Source organism: Vibrio sp. 1069 (assembly GCF_033340555.1).
The window spans coordinates 579,237-597,081 of the sequence record NZ_JAWOWP010000002.1; the positions used below are offsets into that span (position 1 = coordinate 579,237).

Sequence of the window (17,845 nt, forward strand, 5' to 3'; positions counted from 1 at the left end):
AAGCTGGCAATGCTAACTTAATGGCATAAGAATTACTATCCTAAAATCGAATGTAATTTAACGTGGAAAACCTATCTAAGGTACACTATTTTCTCTTTTTGCAGATGGCACAACAACCGCTACCAATAAAGCTAACAGCAGGAACACAGGGCTAAGCATTAATCCATGCCAGATTGAATACCCATCATGGAACAGCCAGAATATACCAAGCGTCAGTAGGTACGAAAAGTAGCTGCAAAACACCAAGCTAATCGCGACAAAGCGCTTTTGATTAATAATAAGAATCCGCACTAGATACTGGCTAAGAATACCGGAGCAGCGCATGGCAAGTTGCCAATTAATGATAAAGAAAGCAAGCGCAATAAACCCAGCTACGACCAGTGCATCATGCGTGCTTAAAATGAAGTAGCTACCAAATCGGCTTATGATGACCGGATAATCGCCTTCGTATATCGTTGACCAAGATATTGCGTTCGCTGCTGCTACGTAATTGGCAAAATAAGCAATAGCGTAGAAAGTCGTTTGAGAACTGAACGGCTGAAATACATCCCTACAAAATCCTCGCCATTCTTCTTTGTTGGCGGTAGGCCCTACCCAGTCACGTTTTTTTTGGGCGGTACGCTCGGCAAACTCAGGCCCGTTGCGAAACAACAGCCAAAATATATAGAGTGCAAGTATAACCAAGAGTATTGAAAACATACCCTTCCCCCTCAGAAATTATCGGCGCCACTGCCAATGGCGTTGGGGTCGTAAACTGCACTTCCCTGCTATACCTATTTGATTTATCAAAGACTTATTATTTTATTACCACCAAAACTCATTTAATGGCATGCTAAACAGCGATATTTTCACGCTTTGTGCGTGAAGTTCGAAAGCCTACTTTTAGGTTTAGCACAAAAATGGCTACAGCAAAGCGTAAGAGAGGGATTCCGCACCCATCAATGAAGATGAGGCGTTAAGCAGAAGCTGCGACCGCAATGAGAAGAGAAGGATTCAAAGCGGTCATGCATGGGCGAGAAGGCAACTATTTCTCTAACTTTTCTTCAAATACACCAATCTCTCTGCCCAACCAAATCGCGCGTTCTGTGTGATCGAGCAACTCTTCTTCGCTTACTGGGTGAATAAGCACAGAAAAATCGCCTCGAATCGTATCAAGCCACGCCAAGAACTCTTCACTCAATGATTCTAGGTGAATTTCAAACATCGGCATTTTGTGTGGGCCAACTAACCTTCCAACTAATGGAAACACACGCAGCACATCTTGACGCTCTTGACGGATGATCTCGTTCAAGGCTTGCGCTTTATCTTGTTCTCTTAGGGGAAAATAAACATGAGCGTGGTACATAACTTCTCCATAATCACTTCCGCTTGAGCACCACCTACTTTGGATAAGCTCAAGGACTGCCGAGGGTATACATTTGTAATGCCGTCACCCTACCTTGATTCCACTCAGTTGGGAAGAAGTTATGCATTCTCATAAGGTCGAGGCTTCGAGCACAACAAAAATTTGCAATTCATCATATAGCAACTGTTTGAGTTGATTCATTAATAATGACTCACTTTGTCAAATTTTACAGCCAAATTTTGTTGCAAATATGTTTCATTAACCAGTAATTAAATTCGAGTTTAAAAATACCACCAACAAAATATCAGCATATTACTCTGCAAAATCAGGGTGTAAGCAAAACTTTACTACTGATCGAAAGTCAAAATGAAGCATAATTTAACAATTTGTTTACACTTATTGTATCTGGCTATACCACGATTTAGTTAGAGGGTTAGATACAGAAAAGCCTTTCTCTGTATCTTGCGGTGAAATGGTCGCAGCGATGTTATCGACAAATAGTTTAAGGGACGAACAGATGCCTACCGCTATCGAAAGCACACGCAACCTTAGGTATGGCCTTTGCGCTGATATCAGAGTTTGAGTACCCATACAAACTCTGGTTTTGTATGAACAGCTGCAGTCCAAAAGACCCGCAGCGTCAAAAGGAGCTTGAGATGAACGTTCAGGCATTACCCATGCATCGGTTTATCGACCATCGTGGGGACCTCGTCGGCCAACTACCCAACTGGGCTGACACTGAAACATTGGTCGGGTTTTACCGAGACATGGTATTAACTCGCACTTACGACAACAAAGCAGTTGCCTTGCAACGCACCGGTAAGCTAGGGACCTATCCCTCACACTTAGGCGCGGAAGCCATAGGCATTGCGGTCGGCAGAGCACTTAAAGCCGATGATGTGTTTGTCCCTTACTACCGCGATATGCCTGCGATGTGGTGTCGTGGCATTGGCATGGAAAAGAACCTTCAATACTGGGGTGGCGATGAGCGCGGGAGTGATTTTGCTCCTGAGGGCAGTCCGGTTCCTAGCCGAGACCTTCCCTACTGTGTACCCATAGCGACGCAATGTACGCATGCTGTCGGGGTGGCTTCCGCGCTAAAAATTCAAGGTAACCATGAAGCTGCGCTAGTCATGTGCGGCGATGGTGGTACATCCAAAGGGGACTTTCTTGAGTCAATAAACTGCGCAGGTACTTGGAATATTCCACTTGTTTTCGTCGTAAACAATAACCAGTGGGCAATTTCAGTGCCGCGTAGTCTCCAATGTGCCGCCGATTTCTTATCAGAAAAAGCGCAAGGTGCAGGTATACCGGGTATTACTGTCGATGGTAACGATGTCGTCGCCGTTTATGATGCAACTAAAACCGCCCTTGAGAGAGCAAGAAAAGGGAAAGGAGCAACACTCATCGAATCGGTGAGTTACCGACTGAGTGACCACACTACGGCCGATGATGCGACTCGTTATCGTAAAGAAGATGATGTTCAAACCGCATGGCAATACGAACCTATCGCACGTCTTAAAACGTATCTCCTAAATCAAGGCGCTTGGAGCAACGAACAAGAACAGCAATGGCTAGATTACTGTAAAGAGCAAGTAGAGTTAGCTGTTGAACGCTATCTGAGCTTACCGCCACAAGCACCAGAAACCGGTTTCGATTATTTGTATGAATCGCTACCTCAAGAGCTTCATGCACAAAGAGATGAACTCATCAACAAGGCAATGAGAATGCAGGGAGGCAGACATGGCTGAGCTAACGTTGGTTGAAGCAGTAAACCTTGCCCTGCACCACGAAATGCAACAAGACCCCAATGTTGTCGTATTAGGTGAAGACGTGGGCGATAATGGTGGTGTATTTCGTGCCACTGTTGGACTCAAGCAAGAGTTTGGTCTTAAACGAGTCATCGATACGCCACTCGCTGAAGCCTTAATCGGCGGGGTTGCGGTCGGTATGGCAACGCAAGGATTACGACCTGTCGCCGAATTTCAGTTTCAAGGTTTCGTTTTTCCTGCGATGGAGCACTTAATGTGCCACGCGGCTCGAATGCGTAACAGAACTCGCGGTCGGCTCACTTGTCCCGCGGTTTTCCGTGCGCCATTTGGCGGCGGTATCCACGCTCCGGAACACCACTCAGAAAGCGTGGAAGCGTTATTTGCTCACACTGCTGGATTTAAAGTGGTGATTCCTTCTTCTCCACAACGCGCATACGGCTTACTTCTCGCCGCAATTAGAAGCAATGATCCCATCATGTTCTTCGAACCGAAGCGCATATATCGCACCGTTAAATCTGAAGTCGTCGATAACGGCGAAGCACTCCCACTCGACACCTGCTTCACCTTACGTAAGGGGCGAGATATCACGCTCGTTACTTGGGGCGCATGCGTCGTAGAGTCACTTCAGGCCGCACAAACCTTGTCTAGTCAGGGAATTGAAGTCGAGGTGATTGATTTGGCGAGTATTAAGCCAATTGATACCGCGACGATTTTCAGCTCACTAGAAAAAACTGGACGTTTACTCGTTGTTCATGAAGCGAGTAAAACTTGTGGTGTGGGATCTGAGCTATTAGCTCGAACCGCTGAACATGCCATGTGCTTACTTAAAGCCCCACCTAAACGAGTAACTGGAATGGACACCATTATGCCTTATTACCGTAACGAAGATTATTTCATGGTTCAGGAAGAAGACATTGTGACCGCGGCGCGCGAACTCGTGGAGGATTGGAAATGAAGACGTTTAATTTACCCGATCTCGGTGAAGGTCTCGCTGAGTCAGAAATTGTCAAATGGCACGTTAATGTCGGAGACATGGTTAAGTTAGATCAAGTGATCTTAACCGTAGAGACAGCAAAAGCGACGGTAGACGTCCCGGCCCCCTACTCTGGCCGTGTGGTCAGCCGTCATGGTGATGAAGGTGAAATCGTCAATATTGGTGCATTACTGCTAGAGATTGATGAAACAGGTGCCGAGAGAGAAGTAACGGCAGAGAAAAAAGCCACTGCTGACGCAGCAACCGTCGTCGGTAGCGTTTCTCACCAAGCGCATCATGTTAACGTTGATGATTTCTGGATTGGTGGCAACCACAACACGACAGAAAGTAACCTCGTTACCGCCCTGCCTTCGGCTCGCTTGTTGGCACAAAAACTTGGAGTAGATCTTAACCTCGTGTCAGGTAGTGGCCCGAACGGACTTATCGTAGATGCCGATATTTACGACGAAGCCGGAAAACAGCGTCCAGGCACCGAAGTTTTGAAAGGCGCTCGACGTACCATGGTATCGTCTATGACCGAATCGCACGAACATGTTGCTGCCGTAACCATTACGGAAGAAGCATTGTTGGAAGATTGGCTACCAAACGAAGATATCAGTATCCGCCTTGTTCAAGCGATTGTTCATGCGTGTCAAGAAGAGCCCGCTTTAAACGCTTGGTTTGATGCCGAAACCATGACACGCTGTGTACACACAACGGTCAATGTAGGAATTGCAGTAGATAGCCGTCATGGATTGTACGTGCCAGTCTTGCGCCACGCAGATGAATACGAGCCACAAGATGTTCGTCGTTGGCTCGATCAAACCGTTGAAGGGATCAGAGAGAGAAAAATCGGCCGTGAGCAATTGCAGCACGCGACGATTACGCTTTCCAACTTCGGCGCGATTGCCGGTATTTACGCAACACCTGTCGTCACACCGCCACAAGTCGCTATTGTCGGTGCGGGCCGAATACTCGACCGAGTTGTGATAAGAAATGGTCAAGCAATTTCGGTGAAAGCAATGCCGCTATCCGTAACGTTTGATCATCGCGCTTGTACTGGTGGTGAAGCTGCAAGGTTTACGAAAGTACTTGCAGAGCACCTGCAACGTCCGAGCGAAAAGTAACTTATAAAAATCAAATGATAAAGGCTTCCAGTCCGGAAGCCTTTTGTTTTAGGAAGCAAGACTATATCTACAGCTTCTCTAACAGCTCTGGCATTACCACAAACAAATCGCCGACCAATCCATAATCAGCAATGTCAAAAATAGGCGCATCAGGATCGCTATTAATTGCAACAATCACCTTGGAATCTTTCATTCCCGCCAAATGCTGGATCGCGCCAGAAATTCCGACGGCAATGTATAACTCCGGTGCAACAATTTTGCCGGTTTGCCCGACTTGATGGTCATTAGACACATAGCCCGCATCGACCGCCGCTCGTGACGCCCCTACCGCTCCACCTAGCTTGTCAGCCAATTGTTCTACTAAAACAAACTTCTCTTTACTCCCGAATGCACGACCACCCGACACTACTACTCTAGCCGCTGGCAATTCTGGTCGCTCACTTTCTGGCGTTTGTTGCGAAACAAACTCACTAAGTTTATTGATAATCACCGTGTCGACTTGAGTAAGCTTAGGGACAACTGGCGTGTCAGATAGCTCTGCGGCATCAAAAGCCGTACTTCTTATGGTCATCACTTTATAGGGATCATTCGACGTGACTCTCGCCAATGCATTTCCAGCATAAATTGGACGAATCACCGTATCGATAGACTCGATTGTCATCACGTCAGAAAGTTGACCAACATTAAGCAACGCCGCCACACGAGGCATCACATTCTTACCAAATGTACTGGCAGGAGAAAGAATGTGTGAGTAGTTTTTGGCTACTTGTGAGATCAAAGGTGCGATATTTTCCGCTAATCCATGTTCATATCCCTTCGCATCAACCCAGATAATTTCTGCAACACCCTGAACGCAATTCAACTCATCCAAAACTGATTGGCACTGATATCCAATAAGCAACACAGAAACAGGAAGCGATTTATCATCATCCTTAATCTCAAATGCCGCTTTAATTGCACACAGCGTCCCTACAGCCAACGATTGGTTGTCATGCTCTGCGAGCACAAGTGTTGCTAATGGTCGGTCTTCCATGGTCATGCCTCATATAACACGTCAGATCCATTACTTGAGCTTAGTCCACTTCACGTTAACGTCAACTGAGCTATAGTTTTCTGTATAGAAACCAAAAACCTGTCACGCAGATGACGATAATAGAAAGGAAGCATAAAGATGGAACGAGAATGCATGGAGTTTGATGTCGTGATCGTGGGGGCCGGACCTGCGGGCTTAAGTGCAGCTTGTCGACTAGCTCAACTCAACCAAGACAGTGAAGATGACGCACTTTCAATTTGCGTTGTAGAAAAAGGCTCAGAAGTGGGCGCGCATATTTTATCTGGCGCTGTTTTTGAAACTAGTGCCTTAGATGAGCTTTTCCCCGATTGGAAAGAAATGGAGGCCCCGCTAGCAGCCTCGGTTCAACGAGATAATTTCCTTTATCTTACTACTGAACAAAACCATATTCGAGTTCCTCACATCCTTACACCGCGTCCAATGATAAATGGCGAGAATAATTACGTAATTAGCCTTGCCAACCTTTGCCGTTGGCTCGCTAACCAAGCAGAAAATCTTGGGGTGGAAGTTTTTCCGGGCTTTGCCGCTGCAAGCATCAATTATGATCAGACTGGCGCAGTGACAGGCATTAACACGAGCGATATGGGACTAGATAAGAACGGCCAGGCCAAACCTAACTTTGAACCAGGTATCGAGCTAAGGGCAAAATACACCCTTTTTGCTGAAGGTTGTCGCGGACATCTGGGTAAAGAACTTATTCAAAGGTTCGACCTAGACGCAGGAAAGCAACCACAGCACTACGCGCTTGGCCTAAAAGAGATATGGGAGTTACCCACTGACAGTAACGATGTATCTGGCAGTGTTATCCACTCCGCTGGCTGGCCCTTGAGTGAAACAAATACCACAGGCGGCGGTTTTCTCTATCACATGGAGAACAACCAAATCGCCGTGGGGCTTATTGTCGACTTGAATTACAGCAATCCTTACTTGAGTCCGTTTGACGAATTTCAACGCTTTAAACACCATCCTGCTATTGAACCACATTTGAAAGGTGCTCAGCGCATCGCTTACGGCGCAAGAGCCATTGCGAAAGGTGGGCTTTCCTCTCTGCCGAGGCAACAATTCCCTGGCGGTTTATTGATTGGTTGTGATGCGGGGACTTTGAACGTTGCTAAAATTAAAGGCAGCCACACAGCAATGAAATCCGGAATCATTGCAGCAGAAGCGGTACATACGGCCCGACAAACTGGAGCTTCTGAGCCAGACTACCAGTCATTGTTTGAATCATCATGGTTGTATGACGAACTCGCTGAAACGCGTAACTTTGGTGCGAACATTCATAAGTTTGGCAGCATACTGGGCGGTGCTCTTTCGACTTTTGAACACAACCTGTGGCAACCACTGGTTAAGAAACCGTTACCTTGGTCTATCAAGGACTATTCGCACGATCATGAGCAGTTAAAACCTAAACAAGAGTGCCACCCAATTGCATACCCAAAACCAGATGGTGAAATCAGTTTTGATAAGCCTTCGTCGGTATTTTTGTCGGGAACACAGCACGAAGAGAATCAACCTTGTCACCTTGTTCTGACTTACCCTCACATTCCAATTGATGTGAATTTAGGTATGTATGACGAACCGAGTCAGCGCTATTGCCCCGCTGGGGTTTACGAAGTGGTGGAAGTGGACAATAAGTTGAAGTTTCAGATAAATGCCGCCAACTGCGTGCATTGCAAAACCTGTGACATCAAAGATCCTTCTCAAAACATCACATGGAAAGCACCAGAAGGTGGCGGTGGACCGAGCTATCAAAACATGTAGATACGTTAGTATGTTGACGATCTAACAAATGGATAAACAAACCGATTGGCAGAGCCTCATTACTCCTGCCAATCGACAAAATGATCAAGCAAGAAGTCGATAGCCAATCGCGCTCGTAGTGGTAGAAAGTGACGATTCTGATAAACAATCCAGCTGCTGTTGCCACTTCCCCAATAGGGCTCTAGGATTGGCACCAAACGACCAGACGAAATAGCATCGTTGAAACTGCTCTTCGGTAAGTACGCCACACCTAATCCTTCTGCACAGGCTTGCAAGACCGTGTGTGCGTTATTGCTCTTCCATCTGCCCTGCACTTTTACGCCATCTAAAGGCTTGCCGTCTTTTTCAAACAACCAAACGTCTTTGTTGGCAATAATGCAGCTATGACGCTTGAGTTGCTCGGGGTGCGTTGGCAAACCATGTTCATCGAGATAACGCTGACTGGCTGCCGCTGCCATGGGACGATCCACCAGCTTTCTCGCAACCAAACCTGAATCACTCAACCTACCGTAACGAATGGCAAAATCGAAACCATCTTCAATAAAGTTGACCATGCTGGTATTGAAGTTGATCTCTACCGTGAGATTAGGATGTTGCTTGGCAAATGCCATCAAGGCAGGCGCTACATGGTTCTCAGAAAACGCACCAGCGGCGCTCACGCGTAACGTACCACTCAGTTGAGTTTGCTGCGTGGTGAGCTGTTCATTGGCTTGCTGAAGGCCAATCACCAACTCTTTACACTGCTGATAATACGCTTGCCCTGCTTCCGTTAGACTCACCATTCTTGTCGAACGTGCTAACAAGGCGACACCTAATCGCTCTTCTAATCTTGTGACTTGACGACTGACATGACTGGTACTGCAACCTAACTGTTTTGCCGCTGCAGAAAAACCTAAGCTCTCAGCAACCGTAACAAACTCATTGATACCTTCAAAACTGTCCATACTTACCTTTGCTATATAGCAATAATGTTTTGCCAATTAATCGTATTATCACTTATTTGTTTAGCAATTAGTATGAAGGTGTTCAACAAATACACGTAAGCCAAAAAGGAAACCATCATGAAGAAAGTACTCATCATTGTGACGAACCATGCGACCCTAGGTGAAACTGACCAAGCAAACGGAACTTACGCGCCAGAGCTCACTCATGCGCTTAGCGAACTACTAGATGCAGGCTTCGATTACGACATTGCCTCTATCAAAGGCGGGCAAGCACCACTGTACGGAACCGACATCGAAGGTGACGCAATAAACGAGAAAATCTTGGCGGATGATGATTTCCAGAACCGCATCAATAACACGATTCCAGTGTCACAAATCAACGGTGACAACTATGATGCGATCTTCTATCCGGGTGGTTTTGGTCTTCTTTCAGACCTAGCGAGCAACGAAGATTTTGCCAAGATTTCTGCAAAACACTATGAAGATGGCGGTATTGTTGCAGCAGTTTGTCATGGTCCGGGCGCTCTTCTTCCTATCACGCTTAGCAATGGCGAAAAGCTGCTTGCGTCTAAATCAGTAACAGGTTTCACTCGCGAAGAAGAGATCGACTTCGGCACCATCAACGATATCCCATTCCTATTGGAAGAATCTCTTGCACGCAGCGCAGCGCGCTACTCTAAAGTGCAACCATGGCAAGAGTTTGTAATTGTGGATGATCGTGTCATCACAGGTCAAAACCCAACGAGCGCACACGGCGTAGGCAGAGCGATTGTTGAACACCTAGCTTAAACGCGCCGGAAACTACAACCATCCTAGAAGAGGAAAGCGTGCTTTGTCATGCTTTCCCTTGCTACAGGCGATCGCAAGATGCGCTTATACTTCTACCCCTGCTTCATCTTCTTCTACGATATCCGTTTCTTGGTTCGCCTCTTCCAACCATTGCTGTAAAGATTCACTTGCTAGCACCTTTTGTTGGTAAGCTTTGGCACCTTCCGATAACTCGATACCGTAAGTTTGGAAACGCAATGCCACAGGTGCATACATAGCATCAGCTATCGACCATTCTCCAAATAGCCAACCGTTGGGATACAGTTTGGCTTGCTCAGCCCAAATGGCATCAATACGCGCAATATCCTTACGCGCACCTTCCGTTAAATCGACTTTTCTGCGTGCGCGGATGTTCATTGGGAGTTCGCTTCTTAAGTTAAAGAAACCCGAATGCATTTCTGATGCGATGGCGCGTGCTTTAGCCCGTTCTGCAGACTTACTTGGCCATGCTTTGCCTTGTAAGTATTGCTCGTTAACGTATTCCAAAATCGCTAATGAATCCCACACTGTTGCGTCACCATCCACTAAGGTAGGGACTTTCGCGGTTGGTGTAATATCTTCCAAGGTCTTATAAAAATCTTCTGTGAATAATTTGAGCTTGGTGACTTTCACATCCAGTTTGAATTGAGAAAAGATCAGCCATGCGCGAAGTGACCAGCTTGAGTAGTTTTGATTAGCAATAAACAGTTTCATGACGCCTCCATACGGTTCGTGTTTTGAGTACCCATTCACAATATCTGATTGTATTTAAGGGGACTAACGGATAGTTTTGATGGAACACTTCAACAAAAACGATGGATGAGTTTTAGATATGGATATCGATGCGTTACGCAGCTTTCTGGCTTTTGTAGAAACGGGCAGTTTCACTCGTGCAGCCAAGCAGATCAATCGCACCCAATCAGCGTTCAGTGCACAAATGCGTAAGCTAGAAGACGAACTCAGCGTCAACTTGTTTGAAAAAGAAGGCCGTAACCTCGTATTGAGTGAAGCGGGACTGGCACTGCGCTCTCACGCAGAACAATTGGTCAGCTTGCACAATCAAGCGCTGAAACAAGTGAAACGTTATGAAAACAAGCGCCCTCTTCGCTTAGGTTGCCCAGAAGATTATAACGACAATATCCTGCCTAAAGTCATCCGCGTATTGCAGCAATCTGAGCCCACATGTTCGATTCAAGTCTTTAGTGAACCGAGCATCACCTTGAGAGAAAAACTTGATGAAGGAAAGCTAGACGCCGCTATTGTGACAAGAGCACCGGACAGTGAGGAAGGTTACTGGCTAGCAAGCGACAAAGGCGTGTGGATTGCTCATCCTGATTTTGACATCGAGCAAGCCCAACCTCTCCTTCTCGCCCTATTCCAAACCGACTGCAAATACCATGCGGCAGCAGTAGACGGATTAACCAAACGTGGTACTCCTTATCAACTACTGGCATGTTGCAATACGGCCTCTGCACAACGAGCGATTGTACGTTCAGGCATGGCTATCGGTGCCATGGGCAGTATTAGCGTTAGCGAAGACCTTAAGATCTTGGACGATATGCCATCGCTACCTTCCGTGGATATCGTTTTGGTCACGGGCGTCGAGCCTCATCCGATACTGGATAAAGAATGCTTGGCGCAATTGGTTGAGTTAATGGCTTAACCGGATTAGCTAGCCAATCACAAAGTTAAATTGGCCAGTTAATCGCCCGTCGGTTCGTATGGTTTCAAACTGTAGATAATCTCGGGCTTTGCCACCCCACCATTCATCACCAGTATTGCCTTTTAAGTACAACTGAGTGGTCAGAAGCTCTTGGTTATCCCGCCACAACTTAACGTGAATGTGCGGCGGACGAGAGGCGTAAGGCACAGGATACAAAGTCTGGAATAAGTAGCGACCATCCAATTGAGTTTCGACTGCGCCAAAGCCTGCAAAATGAGCATCAAACTTATCATTATTTGGCTGCTTAGGATGATCGTAAATCCCCTGCCCATCGCATTGCCAGATTTCTACTTTGATGCCTGAAACTGGGTTTCCTGTTGTATCTACGACTTTGCCTTGCAGCACAATAGGTTCACCAAGCAAGCCCTCCGATTGCAGAATCAAGTTTTGACGAAGAGGAATGTCCACCACTGGATAAAATGGCCCTTCTGTTTGTGCTGGCGTTGGCCGCATTGGTGTTTTCGCTTTTAAAGAGGGTGCGAACAACAATGTCCACAGCGCTAAAAAGTGTCTTCTTTCCATGGTGCCACCAATACAATTACGTTGAATTAAGTTTGGGGGAACTTGAGGAATTTGCCATGACGAATATAAAAAATGCCCCTGCAAGAGAGTCATTTGCAGAGGCACTGTGGAACTAAATTGAGTGTTGATTGAAGGTTTATGCGGCTTCGAACGCCAATGCTTTCTTCTCTACCTGACGGAAAATGAGAGTTAGCACACCATTTACCGTTAAATAAAATGCGCCCGCAATACCAAATACCGTCAACGTATCGTAAGTTTGTGCATTAATGCGCTGCGCGTAACCCATCAGATCCATGATCGTAATCGTGCTTGCTAGTGACGTGCCTTTGAAGACCAAAATCACCTCGTTCGAGTAAGCCGGAACAGCACGGCGAATGGCGTATGGCAGCAGCACTTTCAGCGTTGCGGTTTTGTTCATGCCTAATGCACGACACGCTTGCCATTGACCGGAAGGAATCGCGTTAAACGCTCCTTTGAACAACTGAGTGCTGTATGCCGCGGTATTCAGTGCTAGCGCTAACATCGCACAGAACCACGGTTGGCTTAACCATGTCCAAAATACGCTTTCTCTTACTGCATCAAACTGACCCGGACCGTAGTACACCAAGAAGATCTGCACCAACAAAGGCGTACCAGTGAACAAGGTGATGATGCCACGGCTTACCCAATGCAAACCCGGAGTACGTAAGATCAGAGTCAGCGTCATCATCAGAGCTAAGAGACAGCCCACTACCAAAGAAGCGGCGGTCAATTGCAGGCTAGTGCCTAAGCCATCCAGCATTTGCCAAACGTGTTGTTCGTTCATGCGGTTGCCTCCTGTCCCATGCTCATGCCTTGAATTGAGAATTTCTTATCAATCAGTTTTACGGCACGTTGCGTAATCAAAGTAATGCCTAAGTAAATCGCAGCAGCAGTTGCGTACCATGTAAACGCTTCATGAGTCGCTGCAGACGTTAGCTGCGCTTGCTTCAATAAATCCGTCACGCCAATCAATGATACAAGCGCGGTGTCTTTCAGCAGAACCAACCATTGGTTAGTTAAACCTGGTAGTGCGTGTCTTACTGCTTGTGGCAAAACAATGCGAACAAAAGCGTGTGCTTGACTGATGCCGAGTGCACTTGCTGCCTCTCTTTGCCCTCTTCCAACGGCTTTCAATGCGCCACGTAGAGTTTGAGAAGCATAAGAGGCGAAGATTAACGACAACGCCACCACGCCAGACAAGAACGGGCTAACTTCAATAAAGTCGCCGGTGATTAAAAACAGAACCTGCGTCGAACCAAAATAGATGAACAACACGACAAGGATTTCTGGCAAGCCACGTACAATCGTCACAAACGCCGTCATTGGCCATTTAACGAAAACGCGGCGAGACATTTCACCACTGGCGAATACCACTGCCAGAATCAAACCGACTAATAGGCTTGTGAAGGCTAGCTGGACAGTCATCCAACTAGCTTGAACAAGCGATAAAGAGTAACCCGTTAGTGCCATATTACTTACCGAAGTACTTGTTGTAGATTACGTCGTATTCGCCGTTCGCTTTCACTGTTTTCAGTGCCGTATTCAGCTTGTTCACTAGCTCATCGTTACCTTTGTTTACTGCGATACCGAAACCGTTACCGAAGTATTTAGGGTTAGTGACGTGCTCACCTACGTACGCTAGGTTGTCTTCTTTCTTGAACCATTCTGCTACGACAGCTGTGTCACCGAATACAGAATCAATACGGCCATTCTTCATATCGATGAATGCGTCTTGGTAACTTGAGTAAGGAACCGCTGTTACGCCCGGCATTTGTTCAATCAGGTAGCTTTGGTGTGTTGAACCGTTTTGAACACCAACACGCTTACCTTCTAGTGCTTTTTGATCAGCCACTTTTTCTTTGATAGAAACAAACGCTGCTGAGTTGTCGTAGTAAGGGTCAGAAAAGTTCACTTGCTCCAAACGCGCGTCAGTAATATCCATTGCAGAGATAGCCGCATCGTAACGCTTGAATTTTAATGCAGGGATCAGGCTGTCAAAAGATTGGTTGTGGAAGGTACATTTTGCTTCCATTTCTTTACATAGTGCGTTCGCCAGATCCACATCAAAACCTTGGATTTGGTTGTTTTCATCCATGTATTCGAATGGGGCGTACGTCGCTTCCATCGCAAATTTGATCTCTTCTTGTGCTGCTGCGTTCGCTGAGACAAGTCCGATTAGTGAAGCTAGTAGAATCTTTTTCATTGCAATACTCCGTGTGTACTTAGTGGGCTGACACTCGCAATGACAGCCGAGCTTATCTGTTAAATAGACTGAACTTTAAAAACGTGATTTAGTGATTTAAGTAGTCAGCAAACTGGGCGGTTTGCGGGTTAGAAAACGAATCATTTGTGCCGTGCTCAACGATGTGTCCTTTTTCTAAATACAGTACGTGACTAGCGATTTTCTTGGCGAAATCCACTTCGTGCGTCACAACTACTTGTGTAATTCCGGTTTCGCTTAAATCATTAATGATTTTGACCACTTGGTTCGTGATTTCAGGGTCAAGCGCCGCGGTAGGCTCATCAAAAAGCAAGACTTCTGGTTTCATCATCAGAGCGCGGGCAATCGCCACACGTTGTTGCTGACCACCAGAAAGTTGCATAGGCCATGCATCCGCTTTGTCTGCCAAATGCAGCGTCGCAAGAATTTGCATTGCCTGCTTCTTCGCTTCTTCTTTATCCATGCCAGCGACTTTTACCGGAGCCTCAATCAGGTTCTCCATCACTGTCATATGCGGCCATAGGTTGTACTGTTGGAACACCATGCCCACTTTACGACGAAGCGCTAAACCTTGCTTCTCTTTGATTTCAGTTGAAAAGTCGAATGCGTCATTAGCGATGTTTAACTGGCCGTTATCCGCTCCTTCAAGAAGGTTAAGAACACGTAGTAGAGAGCTCTTCCCTGCACCACTCGGACCGAGTAACACCAGTGTTTCGCCGCTTTCACACTTAAAGCTGACATCGTGAAGCACTTGTGTCTCACCGTAGGATTTATTGATTCCGCTCACCTGAATAGTCATGCTGACATACCGCATTAATTGTCACTTGGCATTTATATTACTCAAAAGGATTTTTTATGCAATAAAAATGTATAAAAATTAATTTTGTTAAATTTTTGTATGATAAGCAATCAATACAACAGAGAATATGACTGGTTTAATCAGTTGGTTTTAACTGAAATTGTTGATGAAAATCCAACAATATGATGGCAATCGAAACAAGGTTAAAATTCTGGTTACTTTTGTGCTTGTGTAGACGGAATTTTGAGTCTTTGAACGTACTACACCCGACGCAGACCTTCTCATTTTTGCCGGGCTTCCCCCCTCGATTTCCGGTAAAGCCTTCTATCGGCGAGTTCCTGATTAGGACTTTGTGAATGGACTATAATTTCTTTTTGTATCTGACTCTTAATTTGAGTCATCTAAGTATTAATGGGATAACTCCATGTTGAAGTCGCATTGTTTTTCTCTCATTGCACTTGCTTCTCTGAGCTTACTTTCTATACCCAGCGTTTGGAGTAGAACAGCAATCGTGTTACCTGGATTGCATGAACAGGGTATTGATCTTCAAGATAAGCCTATCTCTGCTGCGGCTACACGTGAATGGGAACTGGATTATGCTGATATCGTATTCGGCGCTTACGAAAGTAAAAGTCATAATGAGCGTGTACAAGCACTTGGTTACATGTACAACCAAAAGCTGGAACTTAACTCAGGTTGGCTGGAAAACGATATACGTAACCAAGCAGAACTGAATGGAATTGACTACGAAGATTTCTTTCTCCACTTTTCTGAAGACACTATCCTAGCTGAAGTCGACTCAAGCCATGGCGAGAATACTCTGCTCAATCGAAAACCGATGATCGTTGGCTATACCGCCAGCGCTGACCACGCCGGCTTTTGGCTATATCAAACACCGCCATGGGATGCTGACGTATTTGGTCAGGCGAATAATGATGGTGCGCTCTATGTTTATCACTCAGAGAAGTTCGACCGCTTAACCTTTACGTTTTCTCAGTTTGCTCAAGGCGGCAGCTTCACGATTGAATACCCTTCTGCTATCGACTCGTTTGGTCGGGTAACTGAATGGAAAATCTTCGCGATTAAAAAAGACAAAACTGAGAACATGACTAAAAACCAAACAGTAAGCTGGTCTGTTCCTTTGGATTGGGTTCGCGCTACAACGCATGATGGTAGCGGAAAAACTTATGGTGGCGGTCAGTACTTTGGCTCCACCTTTTTACGCGACGGCGGCCGCCTTTACGTTGCGAAAATTACTTGGCATGACGACAACATAGAAAACCGCCCACGTCTCGAAAACATTCAACTCAAAGATAGCTTCCCTGCCGTCAATGTCTCAGGAGCACCAACGGAGACACCTGAAGGTCAAACCATTCAACGCTGGCGTAAAATTCGTGGCTTTGACAAATCTGCAGATCGAAACCAAGACAATTATCTTTCTTGGAATGAATACAAAAACCGTTCGAATAAGAATGCAACGGCACGATTTCGTTGGGAGTCACGGGTTATTCCATTTGGTCGTATGTGGAATCAAACTTCTTCATGGGCATTGACCAATCTCGGTAATCCCGTTTTTACCAATACAATGCGCCACTATTACCAAGCTGAATGGGCGAAAGAAGGTTTAAATGGTGCGTACAACGACGACACGAATAAGTTACTCGGAGAAAATCAGTTCTACGTTTATTCCGGTGGTACGGTGGATGAGCTTGGTTTGGTGGCGGGTAGCCAAGCTGCTGACGATGCGTACAAAGCGCAATTCTCGGCGTTCTTGAATAAACTGGCAACGCTGGATGAAGATGCGTTAATTGGCCTCAACATAGGTACGGCAAACTTATTCGGTCGTAATGGGCAAAACCACTTGGTTAACGCTGGCTCCTTGTACTTGCGCGAGCACTACCTTTTCCCTTCTACCGGCTTTAGTGGCTATGCTGGGTTAGCTAAGTTTTGGGATAACTCTGCACTCGCCAAAGCTGGCCAGAAAGTGATTTATCAAGCGACAACGCGTTATGGTCGCGTTCAATACTTTGGCAACACAGAAGACAATTGGAAACAGGACCAATACTCTGCACTAGCGGTGTTCTACTTAAACTATCACCCTGAGCGCAGTTACTTTAATCAGTGGAACAATGGCTATTTATATGGAAGTAATAACACAACAGGTGACAATTTCTGGAAGGCAGGCGTACCAAAGAATATTGCTTATCAACCTAGCACCTTGCTTGCCGTTGATTTGGGAGAGCCTGCCAATCAAATACCAGAGGGGTATCAGGCGACTCCGGTAATGATGTCCACCAGCACGCCCTATCCTGCCGATTACACGGTGATTGGAGATGCTTCTATGAGCAAAGTGGCTCACCCTGACTTGCCTAATGGCGCTATCGATTTGTTACCAACCCATACGTACTTTGCGTATCACTCAGACGATACGGTAGTGATGCATGGCCCTACAGAGATGGTGTTAGCCCGCGAATTCACCAAAGGCCGAGTGCTGTATCGGACTGATTTCTTTGGCAAAAATATCGATTACTTCTCCTCACCGAAGATAACTATCGCACTTCCAGAGCCTATGCGACCTGTAGATCAAGACGGTAACATCGGCGACTATGTTTCTCATATTGAGATTGGCGGCTACGAAGGAGTGTTCTTGCTGTATTAACTCCCTTTCAACACGCCTCACCAAACGCTTCATAAATCGCCGTTTTTATGCTTAACGTCACTGAAAAAAACTTGTTCACTGAATCTTTATAAACCGATG

18 protein-coding genes are annotated in these 17,845 nt (G+C 46.1%); 7 read left to right on the top strand and 11 right to left on the bottom strand.

The features are described 5' to 3' along the window. Positions 1 to 75 precede the first annotated feature (75 nt). The 3 genes from R7040_RS05670 to R7040_RS05680 all read right to left on the bottom strand — a co-directional run bounded on the left by R7040_RS05670 (position 76) and on the right by R7040_RS05680 (position 1,936). Positions 76 to 699 carry a hypothetical protein gene (locus tag R7040_RS05670; RefSeq protein WP_025767683.1) on the bottom strand — a complete coding sequence of 208 codons (624 nt, stop codon included), beginning with the start codon at positions 697 to 699 and terminating at the stop codon, positions 76 to 78. Positions 700 to 1,024: 325 nt separating this feature from the next. Beyond that, positions 1,025 to 1,345, bottom strand: a complete 321-nt coding sequence (locus R7040_RS05675; RefSeq protein ID WP_005375836.1) for a DOPA 4,5-dioxygenase family protein — start codon at positions 1,343 to 1,345, stop codon at positions 1,025 to 1,027. Positions 1,346 to 1,741: 396 nt separating this feature from the next. Continuing rightward, positions 1,742 to 1,936, bottom strand: a complete 195-nt coding sequence (locus R7040_RS05680) for a hypothetical protein (protein WP_127891143.1) — start codon at positions 1,934 to 1,936, stop codon at positions 1,742 to 1,744. 65 nt (positions 1,937 to 2,001) lie between these two features. Here R7040_RS05680 and pdhA point away from each other — a divergent pair, with 65 nt between their 5' ends. The 3 genes from pdhA to R7040_RS05695 are packed head-to-tail and all read left to right on the top strand — an operon-like array spanning position 2,002 to position 5,217. After that, a complete protein-coding gene (gene pdhA, locus R7040_RS05685) occupies positions 2,002 to 3,096 on the top strand; it encodes a pyruvate dehydrogenase (acetyl-transferring) E1 component subunit alpha (protein WP_318081124.1) in 1,095 nt (364 codons plus the stop codon). Then, a complete protein-coding gene (locus R7040_RS05690; protein WP_005375834.1) occupies positions 3,089 to 4,072 on the top strand; it encodes an alpha-ketoacid dehydrogenase subunit beta in 984 nt (327 codons plus the stop codon). Before pdhA ends, R7040_RS05690 begins: the two co-directional genes overlap by 8 nt. Beyond that, entirely contained in the window at positions 4,069 to 5,217 is a 1,149-nt protein-coding gene (locus R7040_RS05695) for a dihydrolipoamide acetyltransferase family protein (RefSeq protein WP_165401666.1), read from the top strand. The genes R7040_RS05690 and R7040_RS05695 overlap by 4 nt, the downstream gene beginning before the upstream one ends. Positions 5,218 to 5,284: 67 nt before the next feature. On the opposite strand, the gene R7040_RS05700 is transcribed toward R7040_RS05695, so the two are convergent. Continuing rightward, the gene (locus R7040_RS05700) at positions 5,285 to 6,250 is read right to left on the bottom strand and encodes an electron transfer flavoprotein subunit alpha/FixB family protein (RefSeq protein ID WP_005375829.1); all 966 of its coding nucleotides are present in this window, start codon (positions 6,248 to 6,250) and stop codon (positions 5,285 to 5,287) included. 138 nt (positions 6,251 to 6,388) lie between these two features. Here R7040_RS05700 and R7040_RS05705 point away from each other — a divergent pair, with 138 nt between their 5' ends. Continuing rightward, positions 6,389 to 8,050 carry an electron transfer flavoprotein-ubiquinone oxidoreductase gene (locus R7040_RS05705; protein ID WP_318081125.1) on the top strand — a complete coding sequence of 554 codons (1,662 nt, stop codon included), beginning with the start codon at positions 6,389 to 6,391 and terminating at the stop codon, positions 8,048 to 8,050. Between the two features lie 59 nt (positions 8,051 to 8,109). Here the strand turns inward: R7040_RS05705 and R7040_RS05710 are convergent, their stop codons facing one another. After that, entirely contained in the window at positions 8,110 to 8,994 is an 885-nt protein-coding gene (locus R7040_RS05710; protein WP_042521059.1) for a LysR family transcriptional regulator, read from the bottom strand. A gap of 117 nt (positions 8,995 to 9,111) precedes the next feature. Between R7040_RS05710 and R7040_RS05715 the strand changes: the two genes are divergently transcribed. Further along, the gene (locus R7040_RS05715) at positions 9,112 to 9,783 is read left to right on the top strand and encodes a type 1 glutamine amidotransferase domain-containing protein (RefSeq protein WP_318081126.1); all 672 of its coding nucleotides are present in this window, start codon (positions 9,112 to 9,114) and stop codon (positions 9,781 to 9,783) included. Between the two features lie 84 nt (positions 9,784 to 9,867). Here the strand turns inward: R7040_RS05715 and R7040_RS05720 are convergent, their stop codons facing one another. Then, positions 9,868 to 10,515, bottom strand: a complete 648-nt coding sequence (locus tag R7040_RS05720; protein ID WP_193837727.1) for a glutathione S-transferase family protein — start codon at positions 10,513 to 10,515, stop codon at positions 9,868 to 9,870. A 118-nt stretch (positions 10,516 to 10,633) separates the two neighbouring features. Here R7040_RS05720 and R7040_RS05725 point away from each other — a divergent pair, with 118 nt between their 5' ends. Further along, on the top strand, positions 10,634 to 11,464 hold the full coding sequence (locus tag R7040_RS05725) for a LysR family transcriptional regulator (RefSeq protein WP_318081127.1): 831 nt from the start codon (positions 10,634 to 10,636) through the stop codon (positions 11,462 to 11,464). Between the two features lie 9 nt (positions 11,465 to 11,473). Here R7040_RS05725 and R7040_RS05730 read toward each other — a convergent pair whose 3' ends face one another. From R7040_RS05730 to artP, 5 genes are all read right to left on the bottom strand, one after another. After that, a complete protein-coding gene (locus tag R7040_RS05730) occupies positions 11,474 to 12,046 on the bottom strand; it encodes a protocatechuate 3,4-dioxygenase (RefSeq protein ID WP_318081128.1) in 573 nt (190 codons plus the stop codon). Between the two features lie 136 nt (positions 12,047 to 12,182). Beyond that, a complete protein-coding gene (gene artM / locus R7040_RS05735; protein WP_005388569.1) occupies positions 12,183 to 12,851 on the bottom strand; it encodes an arginine ABC transporter permease ArtM in 669 nt (222 codons plus the stop codon). Beyond that, positions 12,848 to 13,537 (bottom strand): arginine ABC transporter permease ArtQ, encoded by a 690-nt coding sequence (artQ, locus tag R7040_RS05740; RefSeq protein ID WP_005388570.1) that lies wholly within the window; start codon positions 13,535 to 13,537, stop codon positions 12,848 to 12,850. Before artQ ends, artM begins: the two co-directional genes overlap by 4 nt. A gap of 1 nt (position 13,538) precedes the next feature. Continuing rightward, positions 13,539 to 14,270: an arginine ABC transporter substrate-binding protein gene (locus tag R7040_RS05745; RefSeq protein ID WP_005443853.1), complete on the bottom strand. Its 732-nt coding sequence runs from the start codon at positions 14,268 to 14,270 to the stop codon at positions 13,539 to 13,541. An 88-nt stretch (positions 14,271 to 14,358) separates the two neighbouring features. Further along, complete coding sequence (gene artP, locus R7040_RS05750; RefSeq protein ID WP_155604249.1) at positions 14,359 to 15,087, bottom strand: arginine ABC transporter ATP-binding protein ArtP; 729 nt, start codon at positions 15,085 to 15,087, stop codon at positions 14,359 to 14,361. Between the two features lie 424 nt (positions 15,088 to 15,511). On the opposite strand from artP, the gene R7040_RS05755 reads away from it, so the two are divergent. Continuing rightward, positions 15,512 to 17,746, top strand: a complete 2,235-nt coding sequence (locus R7040_RS05755) for a hypothetical protein (protein ID WP_285398687.1) — start codon at positions 15,512 to 15,514, stop codon at positions 17,744 to 17,746. Positions 17,747 to 17,845: the final 99 nt, after the last annotated feature.